The 23930-nt window shown below is 43.0% G+C and carries 23 protein-coding genes and 1 tRNA gene; 9 read left to right on the top strand and 15 right to left on the bottom strand.

The window, feature by feature from the left end; genetic code table 11:
- Positions 1–131: 131 nt before the first annotated feature.
- The gene (gene rpsB / locus V7P40_RS02435; RefSeq protein ID WP_333784376.1) at positions 132–959 is read left to right on the top strand and encodes a 30S ribosomal protein S2; all 828 of its coding nucleotides are present in this window, start codon (positions 132–134) and stop codon (positions 957–959) included.
- Here rpsB and glp read toward each other — a convergent pair.
- From glp to V7P40_RS02385, 10 genes are read right to left on the bottom strand one after another with little or no spacing between them, the layout of a single operon-like run.
- Positions 951–2165, bottom strand: a complete 1215-nt coding sequence (glp, locus tag V7P40_RS02430; protein WP_333784375.1) for a gephyrin-like molybdotransferase Glp — start codon at positions 2163–2165, stop codon at positions 951–953. The two genes, rpsB and glp, sit on opposite strands and share 9 nt — an antisense overlap.
- Positions 2162–3451: a 3-isopropylmalate dehydratase large subunit gene (leuC, locus tag V7P40_RS02425; protein ID WP_333784374.1), complete on the bottom strand. Its 1290-nt coding sequence runs from the start codon at positions 3449–3451 to the stop codon at positions 2162–2164. The genes glp and leuC overlap by 4 nt, the downstream gene beginning before the upstream one ends.
- Positions 3452–3465: 14 nt before the next feature.
- Entirely contained in the window at positions 3466–5346 is a 1881-nt protein-coding gene (gene ftsH / locus V7P40_RS02420) for an ATP-dependent zinc metalloprotease FtsH (protein ID WP_333784373.1), read from the bottom strand.
- Between the two features lie 45 nt (positions 5347–5391).
- Entirely contained in the window at positions 5392–6225 is an 834-nt protein-coding gene (locus tag V7P40_RS02415) for a sensor domain-containing diguanylate cyclase (RefSeq protein ID WP_333784372.1), read from the bottom strand.
- Positions 6164–6883 (bottom strand): PAS domain-containing protein, encoded by a 720-nt coding sequence (locus tag V7P40_RS02410; protein ID WP_333784385.1) that lies wholly within the window; start codon positions 6881–6883, stop codon positions 6164–6166. The genes V7P40_RS02415 and V7P40_RS02410 overlap by 62 nt, the downstream gene beginning before the upstream one ends.
- Before the next feature lie 5 nt (positions 6884–6888).
- Positions 6889–7923: a carbon monoxide dehydrogenase beta subunit family protein gene (locus V7P40_RS02405; RefSeq protein ID WP_333784371.1), complete on the bottom strand. Its 1035-nt coding sequence runs from the start codon at positions 7921–7923 to the stop codon at positions 6889–6891.
- Positions 7924–7973: 50 nt separating this feature from the next.
- Positions 7974–9068 carry a biotin/lipoate A/B protein ligase family protein gene (locus V7P40_RS02400; RefSeq protein WP_333784370.1) on the bottom strand — a complete coding sequence of 365 codons (1095 nt, stop codon included), beginning with the start codon at positions 9066–9068 and terminating at the stop codon, positions 7974–7976.
- Between the two features lie 13 nt (positions 9069–9081).
- A complete protein-coding gene (locus V7P40_RS02395) occupies positions 9082–9510 on the bottom strand; it encodes a phosphatidylglycerophosphatase A (protein ID WP_333784369.1) in 429 nt (142 codons plus the stop codon).
- Positions 9507–10358, bottom strand: coding sequence for a peptidylprolyl isomerase (locus V7P40_RS02390; RefSeq protein ID WP_333784368.1), 852 nt, complete (start codon positions 10356–10358; stop codon positions 9507–9509). Before V7P40_RS02390 ends, V7P40_RS02395 begins: the two co-directional genes overlap by 4 nt.
- Entirely contained in the window at positions 10301–11128 is an 828-nt protein-coding gene (locus V7P40_RS02385; protein ID WP_333784367.1) for a peptidyl-prolyl cis-trans isomerase, read from the bottom strand. The genes V7P40_RS02390 and V7P40_RS02385 overlap by 58 nt, the downstream gene beginning before the upstream one ends.
- Positions 11129–11149: 21 nt before the next feature.
- Between V7P40_RS02385 and V7P40_RS02380 the strand changes: the two genes are divergently transcribed.
- From V7P40_RS02380 to V7P40_RS02360, 5 genes are all read left to right on the top strand, one after another.
- Positions 11150–11232: transfer RNA gene (locus V7P40_RS02380), tRNA-Leu, on the top strand.
- Positions 11233–11251: 19 nt separating this feature from the next.
- Entirely contained in the window at positions 11252–12553 is a 1302-nt protein-coding gene (gene tig, locus V7P40_RS02375) for a trigger factor (protein WP_333784366.1), read from the top strand.
- Positions 12540–13136 (top strand): ATP-dependent Clp endopeptidase proteolytic subunit ClpP, encoded by a 597-nt coding sequence (gene clpP, locus V7P40_RS02370; protein ID WP_333784365.1) that lies wholly within the window; start codon positions 12540–12542, stop codon positions 13134–13136. Before tig ends, clpP begins: the two co-directional genes overlap by 14 nt.
- Before the next feature lie 11 nt (positions 13137–13147).
- Positions 13148–14392: an ATP-dependent Clp protease ATP-binding subunit ClpX gene (clpX, locus tag V7P40_RS02365; RefSeq protein ID WP_333784364.1), complete on the top strand. Its 1245-nt coding sequence runs from the start codon at positions 13148–13150 to the stop codon at positions 14390–14392.
- A gap of 78 nt (positions 14393–14470) precedes the next feature.
- Positions 14471–17281 carry an AAA family ATPase gene (locus V7P40_RS02360; RefSeq protein ID WP_333784363.1) on the top strand — a complete coding sequence of 937 codons (2811 nt, stop codon included), beginning with the start codon at positions 14471–14473 and terminating at the stop codon, positions 17279–17281.
- Here V7P40_RS02360 and V7P40_RS02355 read toward each other — a convergent pair.
- Positions 17278–17952: a septal ring lytic transglycosylase RlpA family protein gene (locus V7P40_RS02355; protein ID WP_333784362.1), complete on the bottom strand. Its 675-nt coding sequence runs from the start codon at positions 17950–17952 to the stop codon at positions 17278–17280. The two genes, V7P40_RS02360 and V7P40_RS02355, sit on opposite strands and share 4 nt — an antisense overlap.
- A gap of 18 nt (positions 17953–17970) precedes the next feature.
- Between V7P40_RS02355 and V7P40_RS02350 the strand changes: the two genes are divergently transcribed.
- Genes V7P40_RS02350 through V7P40_RS02340 form a run of 3 tightly spaced genes read left to right on the top strand, consistent with a single transcriptional unit; the run spans position 17971 to position 20757 of the window.
- Positions 17971–18627 carry a rhomboid family intramembrane serine protease gene (locus V7P40_RS02350; protein WP_333784361.1) on the top strand — a complete coding sequence of 219 codons (657 nt, stop codon included), beginning with the start codon at positions 17971–17973 and terminating at the stop codon, positions 18625–18627.
- Positions 18621–19637: a mechanosensitive ion channel family protein gene (locus V7P40_RS02345; protein ID WP_333784360.1), complete on the top strand. Its 1017-nt coding sequence runs from the start codon at positions 18621–18623 to the stop codon at positions 19635–19637. Before V7P40_RS02350 ends, V7P40_RS02345 begins: the two co-directional genes overlap by 7 nt.
- Positions 19624–20757 (top strand): acetoin utilization protein AcuC, encoded by a 1134-nt coding sequence (locus V7P40_RS02340; RefSeq protein ID WP_333784384.1) that lies wholly within the window; start codon positions 19624–19626, stop codon positions 20755–20757. Before V7P40_RS02345 ends, V7P40_RS02340 begins: the two co-directional genes overlap by 14 nt.
- Here V7P40_RS02340 and V7P40_RS02335 read toward each other — a convergent pair.
- From V7P40_RS02335 to V7P40_RS02320, 4 genes are read right to left on the bottom strand one after another with little or no spacing between them, the layout of a single operon-like run.
- The gene (locus V7P40_RS02335; protein WP_333784359.1) at positions 20743–21597 is read right to left on the bottom strand and encodes a prephenate dehydrogenase/arogenate dehydrogenase family protein; all 855 of its coding nucleotides are present in this window, start codon (positions 21595–21597) and stop codon (positions 20743–20745) included. The genes V7P40_RS02340 and V7P40_RS02335 overlap by 15 nt on opposite strands.
- A complete protein-coding gene (gene tatC, locus V7P40_RS02330; protein ID WP_333784383.1) occupies positions 21590–22330 on the bottom strand; it encodes a twin-arginine translocase subunit TatC in 741 nt (246 codons plus the stop codon). Before tatC ends, V7P40_RS02335 begins: the two co-directional genes overlap by 8 nt.
- Entirely contained in the window at positions 22284–22616 is a 333-nt protein-coding gene (locus V7P40_RS02325) for a twin-arginine translocase TatA/TatE family subunit (protein ID WP_333784358.1), read from the bottom strand. The genes tatC and V7P40_RS02325 overlap by 47 nt, the downstream gene beginning before the upstream one ends.
- Before the next feature lie 10 nt (positions 22617–22626).
- Positions 22627–23841 carry a chromosomal replication initiator protein DnaA gene (locus V7P40_RS02320; protein ID WP_333784357.1) on the bottom strand — a complete coding sequence of 405 codons (1215 nt, stop codon included), beginning with the start codon at positions 23839–23841 and terminating at the stop codon, positions 22627–22629.
- Positions 23842–23930 lie beyond the last annotated feature (89 nt).

The raw sequence follows: 23930 nt of genomic DNA, 5'->3' as shown, positions 1-23930 counted from the left end.
GTTTTGGAATTAAGGGAATCAATGGCAAAAGTTGAAGAAGTTATATATAATATTATCTAAACCGCACCTTTTCCGCTTGGGTTGCCCGAAAGGGTGATGGAAAAGGGTGGCAAAACCCAAGGAGGTAGAGCATGAGTGTAGCTACTATGAATGAGCTTTTGGAGGCAGGTGTCCATTTTGGACACAGCAAGGGTAGATGGAACCCCAAAATGGCTCCCTTTTTATACGGAGTCAGGCAAGGCATACACATAATAGACCTAAACAAAACTTTAGTCTATCTTAGGCAAGCTTACCACTTTGTGGCGGATAGCGTGGCCCAGGGTGCAGAGGTGCTTTTTGTGGGCACAAAAAAGCAGGCAAAGGACATCATAAAAGAAGAGGCAGAAAGGTGTGGAGCGCACTACATAAACGAAAGATGGGTTGGAGGATTACTTACAAACTTCAGAACTGTCCGAAAAAGCATTCTAAAACTGCAAACCTTAGAAAGGATGGAAGCGGAAGGAGTCTTTGACGTGTTGCCCAAAAAAGAGGTTAGAGCTCTCAGAAGGAAAATGGAAAGGCTTCGCAAGCTCTACGGTGGCATACTGAACATGCAAAGGCCACCGGACATCCTTTGGGTGGTGGATACGGTAAGGGAAAACATAGCGGTTTTAGAAGCAAAGAAGATGGGCATCACTGTGGTAGCCATTGCGGATTCTAACTGCGATCCTGACCTTATAGATTATCCAATTCCTGGAAACGATGATGCTATCAAGTCTATAAAGCTTTTAACTTCAAAGATCGCAGATGCGGTTTTGGAAGGTAAAACGAGAAGGGAGTCTTTGGGTGGTGAAGTTGTGGAAGTAGCTAAGAAGAGAATTATTACCGTTGCGGAAGAAGAAAAGGCTCTCTTTGAAAAGGCTATGGAGATGTCTGAAAAATACGAGTACATAGATAAGGGAGCGGAAGAGTTAGAGTAGTATTAGCTCTACCTCTTCCCCTTCCTTTATCTCTTTAACTCCTTCCTTCACCACAAGGTAGCAGTTGGCACCAACGTAAGAGGTTAGCATGTGGGATTGAAGCTTTGGAGAGAAATCACAGACAAGACTACCACCTTCCCACCAATAGGTTGCTCTAACAAACTCTCTTCTTTCTGCATCCCTTCTGTAAAAATCTCTCTTTATCCTTGCCTTGAGAGTTTTGGGAAGGTGGTCCTTTGCCCCTTGCATCTTTAGAAGGGCAGGCTTGACTAAAAGATCAAAGGCAATAGCACAGGATACTGGGTTTCCGGGTATGCCAAAGAAAAGACCTTTTCCACCATTGTATGTGCCAAAAAGTATTGGTTTGGCTGGTTTTATCCTGACTTTATGAAACTTTACATCCACTCCCAGCTCACTGACTAAGGTTTTTACGTAGTCCTTTTCACCCATGGATACTCCGCCGGTGGTTATAAAAACATCGTAGTCCTCCATCTGAGAAAGAATAGACTTGAGTTTTTCTGGATCGTCTTGAACGATGCCAAGATGGTAAGCAGTACCTCCAGCAGAAAACACACCAGCCAGAAGGGTGTAGTTGTTGGATGTTCTTATCTGGGATGGTTTATTTATAGGCTCTCCTATGTCCTTTACCTCGTCTCCTGTGGAGAGAATGGCTACCCTTGGCTTTCTTGAGACTTCTACGTTTATCTTGTTCAAAGAAGCCAAAATCCCTACCTCGTAGTGTCTTATTATGGTTCCCTTCTTTAGCACCACATCACCAGCTTTTAGTTCCTCCCCTCTTCGCCTTATGTTTGCTCCCTCTTTCAAAGAGGTTTTTATAAAGACCACTCCATTTTTCGCTTCTGTGTATTCCACTGGCACCACCGTGTCCGCTCCCTCCGGAATGGGTGCGCCGGTGAATATTTTTACCGCAGTTCCTCTTTCTACCACGAAAGACTCTTCTCCTCCTGCGGACATTTCTCCTATCACCTTTAAGGATACGGGAGATCTGTCCGTTGCCGTTTTTATATCCTCCCATCTGACTGCATACCCATCCATTGCGGAGTTGTCAAAGGATGGTTTATCCTCCTGAGATACCACATCTTCCGCCAAGACTCTACCCAGGGCATCCAGAATAAAAACTTTCTCTGTGGATAGGTTTTGACAGAAGGATAAGACTATATCCAGCGCTTCCTCGTAGGGCATCATGCCAGAGCCTCTTCCAGCTCTTTTAGGCTTACCAACTCTTCTGGATGGGCTATCCTTCCCAACACCGCACTTGCTGCTACCACTGCAGGGTTAGCAAGGTATGCTTCGCTCTTTGGATGCCCCATCCTTCCTGGAAAGTTCCTGTTGGAGGTGGATATACACCTTTCCCCTTCTGCCAATATCCCCATATGACCCCCAAGGCAGGGACCGCACGTAGAAACAGAGACCACGCATCCCGCTTCCAAGAAAACGTCAATAAGACCTTCCTTTAGTGCTTGCATATAAACTTTCTTGGAAGCAGGGATCACTATGCATCTGACGTAGGGATGGACCTTTCTTCCTTTGAGAATCTTTGCGGCTACTCTTAGGTCTTCTATTCTTCCGTTGGTGCAAGAGCCTATGAAGGCTTGGTCTATGGATATATGAGTGGATTCGCTAACAGGATGGATGTTGGAAGGAAGATAGGGCCAAGCTACCAAAGGTTCTAACCTGCCAGCGTCCCACTCATAGACTTCTGAGTATTCTGCATCTTTGTCACTCTGATAGACCTTCCACGGCTTTTTAGCCCTTTGGGATACATACTCTATAGTCTTTTCGTCTGGTGCTATTATGCCGTTCTTTGCTCCAGCCTCTACCGCCATGTTGGTAATGGTAAATCGCTGATCCATAGAAAGGCTCCTTATGGCTTCCCCTTCAAACTCCATAGCTTTGTAGAGGGCTCCGTCCACCCCAATTTGTCCAATGGTGTGCAGAATTAGGTCCTTTCCCATTACCCAGGGTGCTGGCTTTCCGTAGAAAATAAACTTCATGGACTGCGGAACCCTGAGCCAAGTTTCTCCTGTTGCCATAGCATAAGCAATGTCCGTAGAACCCATACCAGTGGAAAAGGCTCCAAGGGCACCGTAGGTGCAGGTGTGAGAGTCTGCCCCTACCACCAGATCTCCTGGAACCACTAAACCCTCTTCGGGCAGGATCGTGTGCTCTATACCCTCCCCTTCTTGGAAAAACCACTTTATGTTGTGCTTTTGGGCAAAATCTCTAACGATCTTTGCCTGCTCGGCTGACTTTATGTCCTTTGCTGGTACAAAGTGGGATAGAACCAAAGCGATTCTTTCCGGGTCAAAAACCTTGTCTATGCCGTACTTTTCTAAAATCTTTATGGCCAAGGGGGCGGTCACGTCGTTTGCCATAGCTAAGTCAATCTTTACATTTACAAGCTCCCCAGCTTTTGCTTCTTTTTTACCCGCATGTTCTGCAATAATCTTTTCTGTAATTGTCATACCCATAGCGCACCTCCTTCTTACACTGTAATTTTTTCTTCTTGCTTACTTTCTTCTTTCTTAAACTCCTCTTTCTTGCACTCGTTTTTTATTTCAACGCCGTAGAGTTTCATTACTTCCACAAACTCTTCGCAGGATACGGTCTCCTTTTCAAGCAGTCTTTTAACCACAGCCCTAATAGGTTCCTTGTAAGTTTCTATTATACTCTTTGCCATGTTGTATGCCTCTGTAAGTATGCGCTTTACCTCTTCGTCTATGTTTCTTCTTAGCTCTTCGCTTATGTCTATGGATGTGGTCATGCCTCCCAAGAAGGGATTGACTACTCTTCTTACCGCCACCGGACCTACGTTTTCGCTCATACCCCACATGGAAACCATCCTGTAAGCCAGCTCCGTTGCCCTCTGTAGGTCATTTTCAGCACCAGTAGTTATACCCTCCTTTCCATAAAAAACTTCTTCCGCCGCCCTTCCTCCAAAGAGAACCACAAGCCTTCCCATAAGGTCCTGTTTGTCATACATGTGCTTGTCGTCTATGGGCAGTTGTTGGGTAACTCCAAGGGCCATTCCCCTTGGGATGATAGAAACCTTATGTAGGGCATCCGAACCCGGTACCATCAAACTCATTATGGCGTGCCCTGCCTCGTGATAGGCTATCTTTTCCTTCTCCTTTGGAGATATAACCATGCCTTTTCTTTCCAGACCCATCGTGATTCTATCTATTGCCTCCTCTATGTCCTCCATCTCTATGGCTTCTTTTCCTTTTCTTGCAGCAAGGAGTGCAGCTTCGTTTAAAACATTTTCCAGGTCTGCACCGTTAAACCCAGGTGTGGCCCTTGCTACAATCTCCAGGTCCACGTTGGGAGCAAGCTTTTTATTTCTTGCATGCACCTTTAGTATTTCATACCTTCCCTTTACGTCGGGCTTTGGAATGAAGATCTGTCTGTCAAACCTTCCAGGTCTTAAGAGGGCTGGGTCTAAGATGTCTGGTCTGTTGGTGGCAGCTATAACGATTATGCCTTCCGAAGTGTCAAAGCCATCCATCTCTACCAAAAGCTGGTTTAGAGTCTGTTCCCTCTCGTCATGCCCTCCACCCAAGTTAAAAGCTCCCCTTGACCTTCCCACCGCGTCTATCTCGTCTATGAATATGATGCATGGAGCGTGCTTTTTGGCAGTTTCAAACAGGTCCCTCACCCTTGCCGCACCCACTCCTACGAACATTTCCACAAAGTCTGAACCGGAAACAGATATAAAAGGCACATGAGCCTCACCCGCTATTGCCTTTGCCAAAAGGGTCTTTCCTACCCCCGGCTCTCCGTAAAGTAACACACCTTTTGGTGGTCTTCCCCCAAGCCTTTGAAACTTAACAGGATCCTTTAGGTACTCTATGATCTCTTTTACCTCCTCCTTCACTTCATCCATCCCAGCCACATCGTTTAACGTCACCTTGGGCTTTTCGTCAATATAGACCTTTGCCCGGCTTTTGCCGAAGCTGAAAGCCCCCCTTGTTCCTCCACCACCCCCACCGCTTACCTGCTTCATCATGTAAATCCATATGCCTATGAAAAGAAGTATAGGTAGCCAAGAGACCAAGAAGGTCAGCCACCAGCCACCCTGCTCTTGGACTGCCACCTCCACTCTCACGCCCTTCTCCATCAGCCTACCAACTATGTCCGTCCCAGGTGGCAAGCCCGTTTCAACCCTCTGACCTTCTGTGGTTATGCCTATTAAGGTATTGTCCTTTATCTTCACCTCTTTTAGCTTACCTTCTTCTGCCAATTCAAGCACAGTATTGATAGGAGTTTTAACTGCGGACTCCTTACCTGACGAGCTAAACAGGTTAAAGGCCAGTATCATAAAACCGATTATTAAAATCCAGATGAATACATTCTTCATCCACTGCATTCTATACCTCCTAAAGAGATTAAGATAGTGTAAGTTCCACACTTTTCAAGCTATTACTACTCTATTTTTACCAAGGGACTTTGCCCTGTAGAGGGCCTGATCTGCCCTTTTGATCATAGAGTCTATGGTATCACCAGGAGAATAGACCGCGCAACCCGCAGATACAGTTATTGGTCCCCAGCCTTCGTATGTTAGCTCGCTTATCTTTGCTCTTATCTTTTCCGCCACGGGTAAAGGGTCCTTTGTGTTAGGAAGCAGAACTAAAAACTCCTCTCCACCCCATCTTATGGCTATGTCGCTCTTTCTTAGGTTCTTTTTTATGGTCTTTGCCACATCCACAAGCGCCCTGTCGCCAATCAAGTGCCCAAGGGTGTCGTTTATTTTCTTGAAGTTGTCTATGTCAAGAAAGATCAAAGAAAATACCAAGCCATACCTTTCCGCTTGATGGATCAAATTCTCAAACAAATTGGTCCCCGCATACCTGTTGAATAACTTTGTGAGCCTGTCGGTGGTTGCAAGGTGATAGAGTTCCCTTTCCCTTTCCTTCTCCTTGGTTAGATCCACAAAAGTAATAAGCGAGCATTCCCTGTTTTTGTAATTGATCACATGGCTGGTAACCTTAAACCACTTCACCTTTCCCCCTTTTGTTATAAGCCTAAGATCAAATTCTTTTAAACTCCTGTCTCCAGATAGCCTCTCTTGCCTTATTTTTTGTGCCTTTTCCCGGTCTTTGGGATGGATAAGCCTTACAATGGCACCCTTGTCCAGAATCTCTTCCTCATCTTCTTCAAAGTCGTATAGCACAACGCCGTTGGGATTATCTTCCGCAAGGGTGCGAAAGAGTTGTTCCTTTTCGTAGTATTCTGAGATAATTTCCACTGTTATCTTTTATGCTAACTGTGTGGTCCAGCACCCACTTTACCTTCCCACTTTTTGTTATTATCCTGTAAGGTTGATGGGTCCAATAGTCGCTTTTGCTTTCTGTGTTAAGCCTTACCTCTTCGGAAACCCTTTGCAGATCTTCTGAGTGTATAAGCTTAGCATAGTCTATAACACCACTGAGAAACTCCTCTTGGGTATATTCGGTAAGCTCATACACGCTTTTGGAAACACTCTTGACAGGCCAACCTTCTTTGTTTTGCCATACAAAAAACGCCAAAGGTCCAGAGTTTATCAAAAGCTCCGGCCTTAGCTTTCCAACTTCAAAAGCGGTTAAAACTTTATCCAAAGGCAAATGTAGCTCTAAGAACAGATTGTCCGAAGTGCGCTGAGCCATCACGAGCACCAAAGACTCTCTGCCTTCCACAACGTGTCTATGGACAACAGCATATTTATCAACTCCCTTATCTTTCATTTCCTTTACAGGGCACGGATGCTCGGTGTAAACAAAGCAGGGTAGTTCTGAGTTATGGGTTAGTTTGTGGCACTTTTCACAGCGGTTTGGATATAACCGCTTGGCTTCTTCATTCATCCAAACAACGTTGTAATCTTGGTCTATGAGCAAAAGGGGTAAAGGGAATTTGTTTAAAATTTCCATATACTTCACAACAGGTCTAATAGTTTATTAAGCTTGTCTTCATCTGTAAAGCTTGTGGAGAGGTCTGCTTCTGGGTGTCCGTAAAGGCCACAGAGGGCTACTACTTTTGTAGGCGTGTATTTTTTGAGAAGTCTTATCACAAAATCTGTCCTGTAGCAATGCACTCCTATGAGTATGGTAAGATCGTTTTTGTCGTAAAGGACTGTTTCGTGGGGGTTTGGTGGGTCCATCTCCAAAGAAGGATCGTACTTTTTTAGCTTGGGCCTATAATCTGGAAGGACCTTTACCTGAAGCTTTTTGACCTTTTGGATGAGCTTTTTTACCGCCTGAGCTTTTCTTCTTAGCTCCTCTTCTTGCCAGTCCCAAAAGAGCAGGGGTCCTACCACCAAGGTGGGGCTTTGAGACTTTTCTATCCACTCTGCCAGCTCTTCAAAGGCCTCTATGTAGCTAACAGCCTTACCACTTATGGTAGCTTCCCCTAAGAATACTTCCTTTTGGACCGCAGTCCGTGTCCTGTCTTCTTGGGGTGAGGGAACCGCTTTGGGCTTTTTGTAGTAGGGTGGGACAAAATCGGAAAAGTAAGGGGAAAAATCAAATTTTTGGCTCTCCCTCCTTTGAACTTGGGACAGATCCTCCTTTATAGCCAAAGATCTTTCCAAGGCATCCTTTATCAGGTCCAGCTCTACGGTAAATTCTCCGTGATATGCCCTTTCCTCTTCCTCCACTCCCAAGCTGTAGCATGTTGTCCCCACAATGTCAAAGAGCACCCCTTTTGCCCCCTCTTTGCTTGCCTTTTGGAAGATCTCGTATCGTTTTTCGTAAAACTCATAACAGCAGTGGCCTATGTAAGTGTATCCGTTCTCTGCACACCACTTGAGTGTGTCCCTCAGAAGTTCAAAGGAAGTTATGGTAATTGGGATCATGCCCTTTTGATAGGCAAGCCTGTAGGCATCTCCGACGGTGCATCCTCCGCACTCTCCGCAGTCATCCAAATGTCTGTAGTCGCACCAACGGGGCTTGGCACAGTAAGGCAAAAGCATTACCTTTGCGTTTTTTATGTTCTCTATAAGCCCCCCTCCTATGCTGCCTATTATTTGATTGAAGTTTTTTTTTCCAAGCCCAGTTCAGTCCCCTCTAACTTCCTCAGTGGAAACAAAACTGCTTCCACTATGTCATCTACCGTAAGGTTCAAGCTTTCCCACTCCTTGTTTTTGAAAAACTCTCTGATTCTCCTTTCCACATCCGAAAGGTGGGTGTGCTTTAAGTATGCCTCAAGGTCATATATTAGTCTTTTTGGATTTACGAAGAAGTCTCCGTTTATGATGATCTGCTCCAGGACCTTGCGCTCTGGATCCACCTTTGCAGAGACCCTAAAAGTTCCCCCAAGACAGCGGTATATACCAAAAAGAAACTCCGGGTCAGAAGAAGACCTCTTAACCTCATAAACCCAATCTGGGCTTTTGTAGTATTCTTTTCTTTGTTCTAAAAGTTCCCTCTCCTCTTCCGTTAGCTCTCCCCACTCAAACTCAATACCCAGTTTTTCTGAAAGTCCTTCCAGTATGGCAGAAAAGACCTCCTCCTTTTCTGGAAGCCTTCCCAAGTATCTTTTTATCCACTCCACTCTGTCCTCTGCAGACTTTATACCCTTTGAAGTAAGCTTCTCCACCGGTATTTGCAAAGACTTTAGCATACGCTCCACATTAAAGTCCATCAAAATAGTTCCTTGATAAAGAAAGGTATTGCCTTCAAAAACTCCACCGGTGCCTGATATTTTTCTACCCTCCACCTCTATATCGTTCCTTGGTCTAAATTGGGCTGGTATGCCAAGCTTTTGGAGTCCCTTTGCCACCGCACTGCATATCTTTGCGGTGATCTCCTCAAAGCTTAGGTTTCCAAAGTCTCTTCTGTCTGCTATTACTTCCCATCCTATTTGGCTCTCGTCAAAGTATATGGCACCACCGCCCGTTATTCTTCTACCTACCTCTATACCTTCCCTTTGGGTGTATTCAAGCCTAACTTCTTGCTCTACGGACTGATGATAACCTATGAGGACGCACTCTGGCTTAAACTGCAAAAATCTTATGGTATTTGGAATTCTTCCGCGGGATCTTAGCTCAAGCATAATTTGGTCAAGGGCTATGTTTTCGTGCTGTGGCCTTTGGCCTGTATATAAAATCCTCCACATTCTTTAAACCTCCTTAAAGTATTAAGTAAAGTATAAAACCCGTCAGCAATCCTGCAATGACATCGTCCGCTACCACTCCGTGCCCTTTGGGCAGTCTTTCAAAAAGATCTATGGGAAAGGGCTTAAAGATATCCAAAACTCTGAAGATCAAAAAGGCAAGGACGATAGTTTTTAAAGTGGGCTCAATCCAGAGGAAGGAAAAGAAATAGCCCACTATCTCGTCTATAACCACGCTTTCTGGATCTTTTTCCCTAGTTAGCTCTAACATATACTCTGCACTTTTTACAGCCAAAAGGTAAAGGGGAATACCCAAAAGCAAGACCAACCACCACTTAAAGCCAAAGAGGTATGCCAAAAACACACCCAAAAGGGTTCCCACCGTCCCGGGTGCATACTTGAACCTTCCAAGGTAAAAGCCTGTGGCTATTAGCTCCCAGTTCATTGCACAACCTTTATAAAGCTCCTTTTCCTGAGGTTTTCTATTAGCTCTTTCTTTCTCTCCTCCAGTTTTTTTAGTAGGATCTCTTCCCTTAACTCTTCAATAGACTTGCCTTTGTATTCTTCTCTGATCTCAGAAACCCTTGCTATGTATATGTGATCTTTGTCTTCTGCAAAGACCAGATCTCCAACCTTTGCGCTCCAAACCTCTTTGTCAAGGCTATCCACCAACATTCCCCTCTCAACGGACAACCTTTCAGGCTTGAGCCCAAGAAGTTTGGCTATCTCCTCAAAGTCTCTTGTCTTTTCCAGTATGCTTAGCACCTTCTGCCCATCCCCCCTTTCTAAAATGAGCACATCCACAACCCTTTTCACAACCACTTCTCCAGATTTGTATTTTTCCAAAACTAACTCTACAGAAGAAACATCAACCTCCTTTATTAGGATTGCGTATATACCCTGACTGAAGATCAGTTCCCGCCTTAGAAACTCTCTTAAGTCTTTAAGAGTCAATCCTTCAGTTTCCATCTCTTTTTGGAGCTCTTCCAAACTCATGTTGTTAATCTGGGCCAATCTGAGTATGCTTTGGTCTAATAGCTCTTCTTGAACGCTAAGCCCTCTCCCTTGCACAAACTGGTTTATCAGCCACACATCCAAAAGCCTTGATAGAACTTCTTGCTTGTCTGCGGAGTTGTAAAAGAGCATTCCAAGCTTTAAATCGCTTTCCAAAATTGCCTCTCCATTAACGGACGCCACAACCCTATCAAAGAATCTTCCCGCAAAGGAAGATGTTACTAAAGTTGCGAAAAGTAAAATTCCACACGATAGTTTTTTAATGTGTTCTCCAACCATTCCTTTAAAACCTCCTGCCTTTTTTCCTTTATAAGTTTAGCCCTAACCATGGATTTAGCTTCCTCCAAAGGTATAATACCCTCGTTCCTCCTACCAGCAACCCTAAATATTACATAACCTGCTTCAGTTTGAATAGGCTTGGAAAGGGTTCCGATCTGATAGGGACTGAGTTGTTTGCGAAGCACTTCGGGCAGAGCCTGTATGGAATACCACATAATCTCACCCTTTCTCAATCCCTTAATATCTTCCAGAAACTCAATGCCTTTTGAAAGCCGATAATGGACTTCGTTGGCACTGTCAAGAGTATCGGCTACAAAGCGTTCAAGTCCAACCTGAGCAGGCATTTTAAAGTCCCTAAGGTTTAAATAATAGTAAGCTATTATCTGATTTTCATTTACTTGCACACCACCACCCAATCTATCAAGGATCTTGTCTATTAACAGTTCTGTTTTTATAAATTCACGTGCCGCCCTGCTTAAGTTCTTAGAGCCTATGTTTCTTTCTATATACTCTTCCAACTCTCTTTCATCTATGGTAATGCCCATCTTTTTAGCTTCTTTTTGTATGATCTTTGCCCTTACAAGCTCCACCAAAAAGTTTTGAACGTCAAACTTTGTAGCTCTTGCTATTGGAAGATGAAGGATCTCCCTCCAGTAGGATTGGAAAAGTGAATAGACCTCATCCCTTTTTATCGTTTCAGAACCTATTCTTGCCACTACGGAAGCCCATGAGAGGCTCACCAGCAAGAGAATAACCAAGAACATGAACATGGTATAATTTTACACCTTAAAGCGGGTGTGGCGGAATTGGCAGACGCGCAGGACTTAGGATCCTGTGGGCTTAGCCCGTGAGGGTTCGACTCCCTCCACCCGCATTACTTCAAGGAGGTTTGTATGAAAGTTAGCTTGGAAGAAAGAGAAGGACTCTTTAGGAGTTTGAGGGTTGAAGTTGAAGGACAGATTGTAAAGGAAAGTTTAGAAGGTGTTTTCAACCAACTTGTTCAAAACGTAGAGCTGGAGGGATTTAGAAAGGGAAAGGCTCCGCTGTGGCTTATAAAGGCAAAGTATAAGGACTATATAAGGGAGGAGGTGGGAAAGAAGGTGGCGGACGCAACCTTACAAAAAGCAATAGAGGAGAGCAGTCTCAAACCGGTGGCTGACATATACTTAGAAGAAGTAGAGCTTAACGAGAAGGAAAATAAGGTAGCTTACAGAGTTGTTTTTGAAGTTCCACCTTCCTTTGAACTTAAGCTGGAAGAGATAGAAAGCTTGAAGGTTGAAGTGCCAAAAGTTGAGTTCAAAGAAGAGATGGTTCAAGAGGAGATAAACAAGCTAAGGAACCAACACGCTGTATGGGAACCAGTAGACAGAGAAATCAGAGAGGGAGACATGGTGGTTATTCAATACAATGTCCAGGATCTGGATAGCGGGGAGACTTCAGAAGGGGAAACCACGGTTATAGTGGGGCAGAAGTTTTTGAGGGAAGAAATAGAAAGGGAGCTGTTGAACAAAAAGGAGGGAGATGAGATAACCGTAGATAGCGTGGATCTGTTTGATACAGAGGGAAAAGTGGTAGGTAAGGCGAAGGTTAAAATACAGATAAAAGCGGTAAAGGAGAAAGTGCTTCCGGAAGCTAACGACGACTTTGCAAAGGAACTTGGCTTTGGAGAAACTTGGAAAGAAGCGGAGGAAAAGATAAGGGATCTTATAAAGAATCGCCTTGAAGACTATAAAAAGTTATTGGTGGAAGATGCTGTTGTCAAAAAACTGCTAGAAATACATCAGTTTGATATTCCACAGACCCTCCTTAGGAGGGAAATAAGCTTTTTGGTTGATACAAGGCTAAAAGAGCTTGCATCCTTGGGCATAGATACAAGATATGTGGATGTGCAAGGAATAGCAAAAGAGTTGTTACCCCAAGCAGTTGCAAACATAAAACTTAGGTATATTTTGGATAAATACGCCCAGGTGAAAAGCTTGGAAGTCTCTTCAGAAGAGATAGAAAATGAATATTCTAAGCTGGCTTCTGTATACGGTGTTGAGGTGGATAAGATAAAAGCTGACATACAGTCTAAAGGTTTGGAAAGTGTCATAGTGGAAGATGCCTTAAGAAACAAAGCTCTTAAAGATATAATTCAAAAGGTAGAGGTGTTGGAAGTTGAAAATAAGGAGGAAAGGAAGAATGAAAATACTTGACCAACTTGTGCCTATAGTTATAGAGCAAACGCCAAGGGGTGAAAGGGCCTATGACATATACTCAAGGCTTTTGCAGGATAGGATCGTTCTGCTTGGATATCCAATAGACGACCACGTATCCAACCTGATAGTTGCCCAGCTTCTTTTCCTGGAGGCGCAGGACCCAGAAAAGGACATATACATGTACATAAACAGTCCAGGGGGTTCTGTCACCGCAGGTATGGCTATATACGATACTATGCAATACATAAAGCCCGATGTGGTAACCATATGCATAGGACAGGCTGCATCCATGGGCGCGGTGCTCCTTGCCGCTGGGACCAAAGGTAAAAGGTACGCTCTTCCCCACGCAAGGATAATGATCCATCAGCCCATAGGTGGAATAACCGGTCAGGCGACGGACATAATAATCCATGCGGAGGAAATAAAGAGGATAAAGCACATGCTAAATGAGATACTCGCTCTCCACACAGGACAGCCCTTAGAAAAGATAGAGAGGGATGTGGAAAGGGACTACTTTATGTCAGCCCAAGAGGCGTTAGAATATGGCATAGTTGATAAGGTTATCGCAAAGAGGACTTAGGGGGTTTTGTTTTGGGTAAAGCTTATAAAAACCAAGAGCATAGATGTTCTTTTTGTGGCAGGGCGCAAAGTGAAGTTCTTGTGCTTATAGCGGGCCCCAACGATACTTACATATGTGACAGGTGCGTGGATACTTGCAATGCGATCATAAGGGAGCAAAAAAGCCAGTTGGTTATGACTGAAATTAGGGAAATCCCAAAGCCTGAAGAGATAAAGGCCATCTTAGACCAGTATGTGATAGGTCAGGAGAGGGCTAAAAAGGTTCTTTCAGTGGCTGTTTATAACCATTACAAAAGAATAAGGATGAAAGAGCTTGGCATGAAGCTGGATGATGTAGAAATAGAAAAGAGCAACATACTTATGATAGGTCCTACTGGGTCTGGAAAAACTCTGCTTGCTAAAACACTGGCAAAGATCCTAAACGTTCCCTTTGCCATAGCGGATGCTACGAGCCTTACGGAAGCGGGATATGTAGGTGAGGATGTGGAAAACGTGCTAACACGCCTTTTACAAAACTGCGATTATGATGTTAAACTGGCACAGAAGGGTATAGTGTATATAGACGAGATAGACAAGATAGCCAAAAAGTCTGGTATAAACCCTTCCATAACCAGGGACGTTTCGGGAGAGGGTGTGCAGCAGGCACTCTTAAAGATCGTGGAGGGGACTGTGGCAAACGTGCCCCCCCAAGGCGGAAGGAAGCACCCACACCAGGAATTTATACAGGTGGATACGACGGACATTCTATTTATATGCGGTGGTGCCTTTGTGGGACTGGAGGACATAATAAAGCGCAGGCTTGGCAAATCTACCGTAGGTTTTGAATCAGCCATAGGTAAGTACAACCTTGAGGGGAATGTGCTTTCTTACGTAGAGCCCGACGACCTGATCCACTTTGGTATGATCCCTGAGTTTGTAGGAAGGTTTCCTGTTGTTGCTGTCCTTGACGAGCTTACAGAAGAGGACTTGGTTAGGGTGTTGGTGGAGCCAAAGAACGCTTTGGTAAAGCAGTATAAAAAGCTCTTTGAAATGGAAGGCGTGGAGCTTGAGATAACAGAAGGGGCTCTAAGGGAAATAGCGAAGGAATCCATAAAAAGAAAGACAGGTGCCCGCGGACTAAGAGCCATAATGGAAGATATAATGACGGATGTCATGTTTGAAGTTCCATCAAAAAAAGGTTTAAGGAAAGTTTTAGTAGATGAGGAGACCGTGAAGAATAATACCAAGCCTAAATACATCTTCAAAGAAGCAGTTTGAGGACTTATAACACTGCCTTATAAGGATATAATAAAAAACTTACACTTCTTTGCGGTGCAGGCCTTAAACTCATTTTAAATGGAGATGCTCAAGAGGCTTTTTGGTAGTAAGGAAAAACAGAGGAGAGAAACCTACGAAATACAGTCTTCAAAGGGTGTGCTAAAACTTTGGGTGGAAGAAGATCTTCAACGAGATCCGGATACAAAAGTAGAGGAATTTTGGATAGAAACCATAGGGGTTTCCGAGGACGCTCGCTGGCTTTTGGTAGGAAGGAGACACGGCATTCTCCAGTTTTACGACTGGAAGGGTAGGTTTCATAGACTACCGGCACGCCCACCTGCACAGGTTGTTTCGGAAATACTGTTCAAAGAAGGCTTTTTAGCTTTGCTTGCACCACCCTACTTGGTGGTCTATCGCATAGAAGATCCAGAAAATCCTACAAAGTGGAAGAGCTTTAAACTATCCCAGGAGAATATAAGACCCTCTGCAGGGTTGGACATAAGAAGAGGTGTGTTAGCCTTTGGAGTGGTAGGCAACAAGGTTTATACCATAGACGTGGCAACTGATCTGTCCTTTCAAACAGTGGATTTTAGGAGCACCTTTTCCTGCCCAGAAGTTGGAGAGATCAAGGGCATAAAAATTTTACCTTCTATGAAGATATTTGTGTCTGGCACTGAAGGATGTGCCATATACAGCATGGGGGGCAATCTTTTAAAAAATCTGCCCTACAAACCCGAAAGGGCTATCTCCCTTTTTGGCTCAAAACTGGTACTTGGTGAAGGTAATAAAATCGTGGTTTTGGACGTCAATACAGAACAAGAGGTATTGAGGTTGGACACTCCCATAAAAGTTTCTGCTTTAGACGGTGATGAGCAGGAAACCTTTCTCTTTCTTGCAGATGCCGAGGAAAACAGCTTAGGTATAGTGGATCTGAGCTCCGGGCAATACCTACAGACCTTAGAAGGTTTTGGCTATTCGGTGGTAAAGGTGTCTAAGGACGGCTCTGTATACACAAGCAGGATGATTAACTTAAAAGAAGGCAAACTATACCAGTTGGTAAAGTTGGGTTCAAACCTACTGGACTTTATCTACCCAAAAGACAGACAAGAGAAGCTTATAAAGCAAGCTGAAAAACTTTACAAGGATTTTGTCTCCAGTGTGGAAAAAGCTAAAAGCCTTTCTCAGTTAGATGGTTTAAAAGGTCTAAGAGAGCTCTACTCTGTAGATATTCCACTCAGACGCATAAGGGAGTTAATACTACAAGGAGAAGAGTTTTTAAGAAAGCGCAGGCTGGATCTGTTTTTGGAAGATATGCAGCAAAAGCTAAGAAAGAAAGAGCTATCAAAAGAAGACCTTAAAAAGGTAGAGGATTGGCTAAACAGCGCAGAAGGGAAAGAGGAGATAGAAATTCTAACGAAAGTAAAGGATCAAATAAACACGAGCTTAAAAAGTATGCTATTAGAAGGTGTGGAAGTATTGAAGCGATCTCTTCAGGAAAGAGAAGGCTCGGACATAGAAACATTGGAAAGCCATCAGGAAGTTAAGGATTTCAGAATCCTTCTGGATAAGCTTCCAAAGGAACTTCAACTGGAAGGGGAAAAGCTTCTACAAAAGGTCCTTCAGGAGAAGATCATCTCATACAGACTAAAAAGGTTCAGGATAGAAAACCTAAAGGACAAGGTGCTTTTTGGTAATGAAGAGTTTCCAAAGTTTGACGGGCAGAGAAGAAAGTTATTGTGGAGACTAAAAACAGAGGAAAAGCTCTTTATCAACGGAAAGGTCTTTGCCAAAATCGTCTTTGAGAGGGAAGATGGAATAGTATTGGAGCCAAAGCGTTTTTCAAATCTCATACCTGTAGAAGACCTAAGGTCCATGCCAAGGTGGATAAGAAGCTATTTAAGACACTTAAATGGTTTGTTTTCTCATGAGTTCTACAGAGTGCCGCTCTTTGTGTCCTTTGAGGAAACACCTTGGTTCGTGCAAAACTTGGAAAGGTTTGTATCTTTGATAAAAGACCAACTTAGCTTTGGGGAAGGCATTCTTATTTTGGAAGGTGATGCGGGAGTGGGTAAAAACTTTTTGGTGGAGGTGTTTTCCGCACTTACCAACAGACCTCTTTACATCGTCCCGTGCCACTCAAAGATGGAAAAAGAAGACCTTACTTTTACCTACGAGTTTGACCCGAAAAGGGGCACAAAGAGGGTCTTTTCTGAGCTTGTGAAGGCTTTGCAAACGCCAGGAGCGGTTATATACATAGACGAGATAAATACCTTACCCCCTTCTCTGGTAAAGCTATTTAATCCACTGTTTGATTACAGGAGGTATCTTACACTACCCACAGGTGAAGTTATAAAAGCTCGTAGCGATGTGATCCTTGTTGGTGGGATGAATCCTCAGCACTATCTTGGTGTTTCTGAGCTTCCGCAGGATGTAAAATCCAGGGCAGATGTTATGTTTGTGGATTATCCACCCTTTGAAGACCAAAGGGGCTTTTTCTACCCAGATGAAGCAATCATACTAAAAGACTATCTTTCTTCCCTTTCTGACCTAAACAACGAAGATTTTACCTACCTTTGGTATGCTGTAGTAAATGGCATAGAAACGGAAAGAGGACTGGAACTTAAAACTCCAAAAAGAGAACAACAGGTATGGCTAATTTTTGAACTTCTAAAGATTACCAATGCCATAAGGAAAGCCTACAGAGATTACCAAAGCCAAAAGGCTGAAGAACCCGTGGAATTCGTATTTTCTATTAGGGATACGATAAGATGTGCAAGAAGGTTGGAAAGGTACGGATCTGCAAAGGCTGCTGTGATAGACACCATACTACCCAAAGTTAGCTCCCCGCTGGAGAGGGAAATACTCAGAAACATAGTAGAGAGCGTTTAATCTCCACATCTCAGAACTACAGCTTCTACCATCACCTCTCCATCCCTTATCATATCTAATTTTTTAGCCGCGCCTTCAGAAACGTCTAAAACCCTACCCTCTTTGAAAGGACCCCTGTCTATAACCTTTACTACCACTTCTTTACCGTTCTTGAGATTCTTTACCCTTAACAAAGTTCCAAGGGGCAGTTCCCTGTGGGCCGCATACATACCCTCTTTGTCAAAGATTATTCCATAAGAGCTTTCTCTTCCATGGTAAGGATGTCCATACCAGCTAGCTAAACCTCTTATGATAGCAGGGCACTCAGTTATACCATCAATTCCACACCTTTCAACCTCTATCCTTGCTCTAAAGGGACTTTTGCCAAGAAAAGACTCAAACCTTTCTGGCACACAAACGCCATCTACATCCTCCCTTCTAAAGACAGCTATTGTTATACTCTTTCCAGTTTGGTAGCTGTAAATTCTAACCTTACTACCAGCCTGGACTAGGTTACTGTAAGCTCTTGACCCAGAACAGTAAAATCCCAAGGTCTCTAACTTTGTAGGACAGTATACGCGAAGAGTATGGTACCTTCCCTGATCATGTTCTCCAATCTTGCTTCGCTCGGACTTATCCCTTATAACTATAGTGCATCCAGCTAGGAAGAAAATTAGCAGGAAAAACCACACATTATAATTTTACTTTGGATGCTTCCCATAAAAGACATAAACCCAAGCAGAAGTTTCCCCATAGTTAATCTGTCAATAATAATGGTTTGCTCAATTTTGTGGCTTTATCAGGTAAGCTTAGACGAAATGGACTTTGACATTTTTATCCACACCTTTGGTTTGGTACCCTCAGAAGTCTTTTTTAAGTTTTATCAGCTCTTTACCCACATGTTTTTACACGGTAGTTGGCTTCACATAATAGGAAACATGTGGTTCCTTTGGGTCTTTGGCGACAACGTGGAAGACAAATTGGGAAAGCTTAAGTATCTTTTATTTTACATACTTTCTGGAATTGGGGCAGGTTTAATACAGACTTTTGTTAGCTTTTTAACCGGTAGCGAAAACGTACCTATGGTGGGGGCAAGTGGGGCTATAAGCGGAGTGCTTGGAGCTTACTTGTATCTTTTCCCTCACGCAAGGATATTGGCCCTTGTGCCTTTCTTTTTCTTTCTTACCTTTGTGGAAGTGCCTGCCATTGTCTTCATTGGCCTTTGGGTTATTATTCAGATAACAAACGGTATTCTAACGCTTCCCTTTGCGGATATGGGAGGGGTAGCTTGGTTTGCCCACATAGGAGGGTTCTTCGTCGGTTATAAATTAGTTAGAGTCTTTAGAAAGAAGGTTCCCAGATGGTAGATAAAGAGCTCCTTTTTAGCTTGGCTACTTTTGTTGTTTCCTTGACATTGCTCTTTATTCTAAGGAAACTTCTTTTGGGATGGCTTAGAAAACTAACGCAGGACTATTGGGAAATAGTGCTTAAGATAATTCGCTTTCCTTCTTTGCTTTGGGTAGTTTTAATAAGCCTTTACTTGACCTTAAGACTTTATCCTCCTTCTGTAATAGTTCATGGAGCTTTCTTGGAAAAGGTGTTTATGTCCCTTCTCATTCTGTCCCTTACTTTGTTTTTTGCCAATCTTACCTCGGAGCTTTTGAGGTTTTACATTTCAAAGACCAGTATAAGATTTCCTCAGACGGGCATAATCTTTGCAATAGCAAAGTTTTTGATCGTTATCTTGGGTGTAATATCTTTGCTTTCCTTTTTAGGAGTTCCGGTAGTTCATTTTATAACCACCCTTGGCATAGGTGGTCTTGCTATCTCTCTTGCAATACAAGGCACCCTTTCCAACTTTTTTTCAGGGCTAAACATAATAGCCAGCAGACAGATTGAGGTGGGAGATTTTATAAAGCTGGAAAACGGGGAAGAAGGCTATGTTGAGGACATTACTTGGATGAACACCGTCATAAGAAGGAGAGATAACAACTTAGTGATTATTCCCAACTCAAAGCTAGTCAACTCCATTGCTATAAACTATCATAAGCCCACTTCCGAAAGCAATTTAATCATACCGCTTTCTGTATCATATTTTGATGACCTTGAAAAGGTGGAAAAGGTAACTGTAAAAATAGCAAGGGAAATTCAAAAGGAGATTGAGGGAGCGGACCCAAACTTTGAACCTTTCATAAGGTACATTTCTTTTGGAGATTCAGGTATAAACTTCAACGTGGTGCTTAGGGTATTAGACCCAGACGCTCAGTTTATCGTAAGGCATCAATTTATAAAGAGAATTAAAAAAGCTTACGAAGAAGAAGGGATAGAAATACCTTTCCCTGTCAGAAGAATATACATAAGTGATGAAAGGAGCTAAGCTCGTTGCCAGCTATGCCTATAGGTCCCTGAGGTATACTTCAAACCATCCACTCAGAATACCGAGGGTTAGCCTTCTTCTGGAGTTTCTAAAGGCTATGGAACTTTTAGAAGACAGCCAGCACGTTGAAAGTAGAGAAGCCTCCTTAGAAGAGCTAAGACTTTTTCACACAAAGGATTACCTTGACACTCTGCGTTGGGCCGACGAGAACGGAAAGGTCAGTAAAGAAGTAAGGGAAAAATACAACATAGGAACTTTGGAAAATCCCCTTTCTCCCGCTATGTGGAAAGGCTCAGTGCTTGCTGCGGGTTCTACTGTGCAGGCGGTTCAGCTCTGTTTAGAGGGCTACAGAGCCTTTAATCCGGCGGGTGGTATGCATCACGCCTATCCAAACAGGGCACACGGCTTTTGCTTTATCAACGACCCAGCCATAGCCATAAACTACCTAAAACACAGAGGTTTCAAAGCTATACTTTACATAGACTTAGATGCGCATCACTGCGATGGTGTGCAGGATGGATTTTATGAAGATGACCAGGTGTTTATCTTTTCCATACACCAATCTCCCGAATATGCTTTTCCCTTTAGTAGGGGCTTTTTGCAGGAGATAGGAGAAGGTAAAGGAAAGGGCTACAACCTAAACCTTCCTATGCCTAAGGGGTTAAATGACAGCGAGTTTTTGTATGCTTTAGAGAAAGGCTTAGAAATAGTCTTGGAAGTGTTTAGACCGGAGGTTTATGTGCTTCAGTTGGGGACCGATGCTCTGAAGGAAGATTACCTTTCCAAGTTTGAGCTTTCTAACTGGGGATTTTTAAGGGCCTTTAAACTAATTAGAGAAGCTTTGGGGGATGGAATTTACCTTGGTGGGGGTGGCTATCATCCCATCGCTCTGGCAAGGGCTTGGGCATTAATTTGGTGCGAGCTGGCGGGTAAAGACATTCCCAAAGTCATAAACTCAAAAGCAAAACAGGTGCTTTTAAGTGTAGATTTTGAAGAGTTTGAAGAAACGGACAGAAATTATATGTTTGACCGGCTTTTGGACAGACCAAACGAGGGAGACATAAGAAAAGAAGTAAAAGAAATTTGCCAAAAAGCTAAAACCCTACTACTCTATTCTTAACCTGTTCTCTCTGGCTTCCTTCAAATACTGGGTCAATTCCTCCACCTTTTTTTCTGAAATCAATTCCCTAAGTCTTCTTAAAGAAGAGCTGTAGCAGTCAATAGCCTCAAGAATGTTCTCTCTGTTTTCCAAAAAGATGTCCCTCCACATTATGGGGTCCGAAGCGGCGATGCGGGTAAAGTCCTTAAAGCCCGCGCCTGGATACTGGAATAGGTCTATACCAGTCCTTTTTGTAAGCAAAAGCAGAGTATCTATTAGGGCAAAGGCTACCGCATGGGGAAGATGGGAGACGGCTCCAAAAACCACGTCGTGCAAAAAGGGGTCCATAAACTCAACTTTTGATCCTATCAGCTCCCAAAGCTTTTTTACCTTTTCCAAAGCGTCCCTTTCTGTCCTTTGGGTTGGTGTAAGTATGGTTCTTTTGCCCTTAAAAAGACCATCTACGCTGTTTTCCACTCCAGACTTTTCAGTGCCCGCTATAGGGTGTCCTCCTACAAACCTGCTTCCCAATATACTCTCCATCGTATAGACTAAATACCCTTTAACACTTCCCAGGTCTGTTATTATTGTTTCTTCAGAGAGACACCCTTCTTTTAAGCTCTTTGCAATACTTTCAAAGGTCCTAACAGGCGTAGCCAATACCACCAGGTTAGGCTTGAAAGATCTAAGCTCTTTTATGTTTGTAGAACCTTCGTGGATTACCTTCAGACCCTTTGCCCTTTCCAAAGCTTGCGGATTTATATCCACTCCAAAGATCTGGCAAGGAAGAACGGATTTTACGCTGAGCGCAAAGCTTCCCCCCATAAAACCAACACCTACTATAGCTATCCTTTCAAACATCTTCTTTTGCTACCTCTATTGCGGCTCCTGTCTTTCTTTTCTTACCCAGTTTGCCAATTAAGAGGGAAATTTCATAAAGCAGTATAAGGGGTATGGCCATGAGCACTTGGGTTGTAGCATCAGGTGCAATAAAGGCACCAACCACAAAGGACAAAACTATAAAGTATTTTCTAAAACTCTTTAACTGCGCATCTGTAACCAAGCCCACTCTTTGCAGTAAAAAAAGCACTATGGGAAGCTGAAAGGCAATACCAAAGCCGATGATCATCTTGAGCAAGAAGGATATGTAGAGATTAACAGACAAAAAAGGTGTAGCCTGAAGTTGGGAAAAGCCTATACCAATTAAAAACTTGAGAGCTATGGGCATCACCAAAAAGTAAGCAAAGCTTGCGCCCAAGATGAAAAGAATCAGAGAAAACAAAGTTATGGGAATGACCATCCTCTTCTCGTTGGGATAAAGGGCAGGCTCAACAAACTTCCAAAGTTGATAGAGAATTACGGGGGAAGAAAGTATAAAACCAAAGACCACGGAGATTTTAATAATTATAAAAAGCGGTTCGGTGGGAGACAAAGTTATAAGCTCCACATGCGGATAAGCTTTTTTGACAGGTCGCTTTAAGATTTCAAATATATACTGGGCTATGTAAAAGGAAACACCAGAAGCAACCAAGAAGGCAACAACAGACTTAATCAGTCTTTGCCTGAGTTCCCTTAGATGTTCCGTCAGAGGCATTTTGGGTAGTTCCTGACTCATTTTCCTCCACCTCTTTAGCCTTAACTTCCTCTATGTATTCTAAAACGCCTTTCTCCTGTTGTTCCTCTAAGGATTGGGTTTGTTCTGACTCTTCCATAATCTTCTTGTTTAAGCTCTCTATATACATCTGATATCTGAGCTCGTCCCAAGTCTCTCTTATTTTTCTTAGAAACTCTCCCAACTTTGTGGCTAACTCTATGGTTTTTTCAGGACCAAGCACCACCATGGCAACAAGCAGTATGATGAGAATTTCGGGGAAATCCATCTGAAAAGTATTATAAACCTAAGCTTTTCTTTAGGCTTTTTTCAAGGAAGGAGATCATATACTGAAACTTCCTATCTTCTGTGCGTCTTTGCTCCACTTTTTTTATGGCATACAGCGCGGATGTGTGATCCTTTTTTCCAAAAAGATTACTTATTTCAACGTAGGAAAGGTTTAACATAGTCTTGCAAAAATACATCGCAATGTACTTAGCATTTATGACCTTTCTTTCTTTTGTCTCCTTTTTCAAAAGTTCTGGATTTAGTTTAAAGCTTTTTGCCACAAGATTTATTACCGTTTCTACTTTCTTTTCTACGTTCTCCTTGTTGGGTTTGGGCTTAAATCCTGCCACTTTAAGAGTTTGTATAAATCCTTCTATCTCTCTTACGTTGTATCCTGTATTTTCCAATACGTAATTTACTGTAGTCTCGTCCAAAGGCAAACCGTATAGGATCAGCTTTTGCTTCACTATCCTCCTTTTGGTTTCTTCATCCAAGCCTATCTCTATGATAAGCCCGCTTTCAAATCTGCTGATAAGCCTCTCGGATACATCCTTTAGATCCTTCGGGTGCCTGTCGCTAACCAAGATTATCTGCTTTTCTTCTGCTTGTAGCTTTTCGTAAATTCTAAAAAGTTCTATCTGAGTTCTCTCCTTTCCTACCAAAAACTGAACGTCGTCCAGCAGGAGCATGTCAAGACTCAAAAAGCGCTCTCTAAATTCCTCAATCCTGTTTTCCTTTAGTGCCTTTACCATAGCGTCGGAAAAGTCCATCAAAGAGGTATAAAGAACGTTGTAGCTCTGTTTTAATCTGTTGCCTATGGAATGCAAAAGGTGCGTCTTTCCTAAGCCAGATCTTCCATACAAAAATACTGGGTTGAACAGTTTTCCTGGATTTTTTGACACCTCAACGCATACCTTGTAAGCAAGCTCGTTGGAAGGTCCTACCACAAAGTTATCAAAGGTGTATTTGTCCAGTAGATTGTTTTTCCATACTTGCTTACTTGCAATAGGGGAAGTTTTTGCTTCTTTTTCACATTCAACGATTACACTTTTTCCAAAACCCTTTAGCTTTGTGGTTAAGTACGCAGTGGCCCACTTCTTGTATTCTTCGTTGGGGGTGATGATTAAGACTTTGTCACCTTCTTCCTTTATTAAAAACTGACGGAATATACCCACCGCAAACCTATCCATGCTTTCTATGAGGTTTAGAAAGGTCTCTCCTCCCATGATTCGCTATAGCATAAGGTAAAGGGGGAAAATTTTGTTAAGAAATTGTTAAGAATTTCTTAGGCTTTGGAAGGGTTTTTATAAGTTAC

Source organism: Thermocrinis sp. (genome assembly GCF_036781485.1).
In the GTDB taxonomy this organism is placed as follows: Bacteria; Aquificota; Aquificia; order Aquificales; family Aquificaceae; genus Thermocrinis.
Note: the sequence above shows the minus strand (reverse complement) of the source record. Positions and strands in the feature narration are given on the sequence as shown.